Source organism: Treponema sp. (assembly GCF_024696245.1).
GTDB lineage: Bacteria > Spirochaetota > Spirochaetia > Treponematales > Treponemataceae > Treponema_D.
On the sequence record NZ_JAILGZ010000149.1, the window covers coordinates 1 to 3,101 of the forward strand.

A 3,101-nucleotide genomic window follows, 5' to 3' on the forward strand; every position below is an offset into this window, starting at 1 on the left:
GAATCAGATGAATATGTAAGTTCAGCAGGGTCTGCCATAGAAGCCATTGCTGTTACAGAGAAGTAAACTTTTCCATCTGTTGTAAATGTAACAGTGGTAGCAGCTGAATCAAGGGTTACTCCATCTTCTGCGTGACTTCCGCAGCATACCCAGTTTCCGTCGCTGTCCTGAACCCATGAAACATATTCATAGTTAACTGTCATCATGTCAGAAGTACAGTAAAGTGTATTTTCTGCAACGATAAGAGTCATGGCATAAGTTCCAAAAGATCCTACTGACCAGTCACCTGTGTAAGTTCCGTAGTAAGCTGCAGGATATTCAACTTCTTCTGATTTCTGATTTTCTACACTTGAAGAATTTGAAGATGAATCATCATCTGTTGCACAGGACATCATTCCGCCCAGAACCAGTGCTGCAGTTAATACTGAACACAAAAACCTTTTTTTAATCATAAGACTACCTCTCTACGGAAAATACTTTTCCGCAATACTTTTTTTTATATTCAAAAGAAAACCTCCTGATTTTCTTTCAAATAAACTTTTTTAATAAGCAAGAAGATGCAATTCTTCTGCTGCATTTCCGGAAGAAAATGTAAGGCTTACATTATCTTCTTGAGCTGTACCAAGCTTTAACAAAATAAAACCATTAGGACGTAATACCTCAGGCATGTAACCATAAGAGAAAACTGCCGGATTTATATATTCAGACTCCTCATCACATTCATTGGTGATGTAAGCTGGATCGAGAACCGAGGATGTCCAGTGAAAATCAGCTGAACTTAAATCAATTGCAGACAAAGGATAGGAATAGCTTACGCTTCCATCTGCATAGATAAGGTTTTCATCCCCTGCCCTGTTTAAAGTAAAATCTGAATCAGGATTTACAAGGGACTGAGTGTACAAGTTCAAAATATCTTCAAACGAATAATCAGTATTTCCATAAGCATTTACTGCATACACAACTGCATTTTCATTTGCATAAGGACAGAGGGCAACTTTCTTTATGTATTCAGCTCCTCCAAAATTTCTTGCACACCAGGCTCCAAAAGCATAAAGAGTTGCATAAGAAAGAGAGCCTTCACTTGTGTTGTATTCAATTCCGGAATAAACATAATGTGAATTAAATGAAGGCAGTCTGTAGCGGGGACTTGCATCCTGGGGAATTTCAAGAAATTCATAAAGGGCATCTTCACAATGAAGGGCAAGCATTTCTTTATACCAGACTTCTTCTGTTTCCTGCTTTTCTACACCAAAAGCAATCATGTGCTGAAACTCATGGGCAAGAGTAGACATCATGGTATCTGCATACTTAACTGCATAGTAAGTATCTACATAAAAATACTTTCCCTGATTTGAATAACGAAGGTCTCCGTCTTTTACTGGAATGTAATAATCCTTATCGTAGAAATATCCCATTACACCCTTTGAATAAAGTGAATAACGGTCACAGCCAATATCATAAAGAACGATATTTACCATGGAACCTGTAGCGCTCCACTCTTCCATTGTTGAATAAATTGAATCGTTATAAAAAATATTTTCCGATTCGTTTCCAAATAAATATCTTTCTACCGGATAAAGAGAATCAAATTTATCAGCAAGAGCCTGAGCAGTTGCAGAGTCAACTTTGTTACCCACGTCATCAGAGTCAATTTCTTCTTCTGAATAATATGAATCAACAACCCAGACATAACAGTACTTTCCTTTTGCCCTTAAGGTAGAAGCCTTTTTTCTGTATGTCTGCATGGATAAATCATTATCCACATAAATCTTCATTGCAGTTTCATCAACAATTGGCTCTGTAATTTTTTCTGGCTGGGTTATTTGATCAGCAGAAGCCGAACGACAGGAGTCTGATGTAAAGAGACTATCCTTTACGCTTACAGGAATTTTATATCCAGTAAACGAAGACTCAATAATTTTAGCATCAGCATTACTTGTATCTGTCAGATTTTCTTCTGATGTATCAAGACCTTCAATTCCGGAAACAGAAGTTATGCTTCTTAAATACTGTCCTTCTATTTCCTGAGAAGATGGATTTGTAATAATGGCATAAATATTTTTTCCATTAACATCACTTAAAGAAAATATTTCTTCTTCTGCAATCTGAATCTCATTCTCACAATCATCATTACCTTTATCAGAAGAATCAGAACAGGACAGATATAAAAAAGCAGGAGAAAACAATATTAATATAGAAAGAAAAAAACTTTTAACTTTATTCATGGCCGGCATTTTCATTCATTAACCTCGATAAAATCTTCTGTTTCCACAGATATTGCCAGAGGCATACTTCCAGGAATAAAAGAGAAATTTAATTTTTTCTCTGTATCATTGTATGTACCGGATAAAGAAATAATTTTTACGGCCATAATCTTTTCATCATTAGCTGTGTATGAATACAAAGGATTATCCTTAGATGCTGCAGAGCTGATAACACCATCTTCAGAAATATCAGCAGTCATAAAAATATCTCCGATACGCATTTTTGGAGAATAAGAAAAAGCATTCATCCTGATAACAATTGAAGAATCGTTTTTTACAATTGTGTATTTTAATTCAGGACTTGCAGCTACAGCAGAACTTACAGTAAGGGGACTTACAACCTTATAAACTTCTTTACAAGCAATCTGACCATCAGAAGAAGATGAACCTCCGCTTACAGTAACAAGAAGGGCCATGTAATTTATTTCTACCCTTGAATCACTTGCCCTTCCTTTTTTTGCATCAGGATTTTGCGAAACAAAATTCAATCTGAAGGAAGCGTTAAATTCATCATCAGAATTTTCAAAAGAGAATCTGTCTACTATAAAGTTCAGGGAAGCATTTGTTACTTCATCTGCTTCTCCATTAGAACTTTCTTCTGCAGAAAGAAAAACCGGCAGAGCTGTAAGTCTTTCTGTTTCTTCTAAAAGTTCAAAACCATTATCCCCGGCATATCCTTTTACAGAAAATTCAGGAAGGGTAATTCTTCCGTCGTAAGTAAAAGAAGAAACTTTATATCCGTAAAAATTTCCGTCTTCATAATAAAGGGGTGTAAGAGTAATATTTTCTTCCCATTCAGATACAAGCTTTTCTTCTTCCGGTAAAGAAATTACTGTA

3 protein-coding genes are annotated in these 3,101 nt (G+C 35.8%); all 3 read right to left on the minus strand.

The features are described 5' to 3' along the window. Positions 1-452, minus strand: a 452-nt coding sequence (locus K6D58_RS10515; protein ID WP_296830449.1) for a hypothetical protein, incomplete at its 3' end; no start/stop codon positions are given. Positions 453-542: 90 nt separating this feature from the next. Beyond that, complete coding sequence (locus K6D58_RS10520; protein WP_296830451.1) at positions 543-2,225, minus strand: M30 family metallopeptidase; 1,683 nt, start codon at positions 2,223-2,225, stop codon at positions 543-545. 11 nt (positions 2,226-2,236) lie between these two features. Continuing rightward, positions 2,237-3,101: hypothetical protein (locus K6D58_RS10525; RefSeq protein ID WP_296830452.1), on the minus strand; the 865-nt coding region annotated here is incomplete at its 5' end.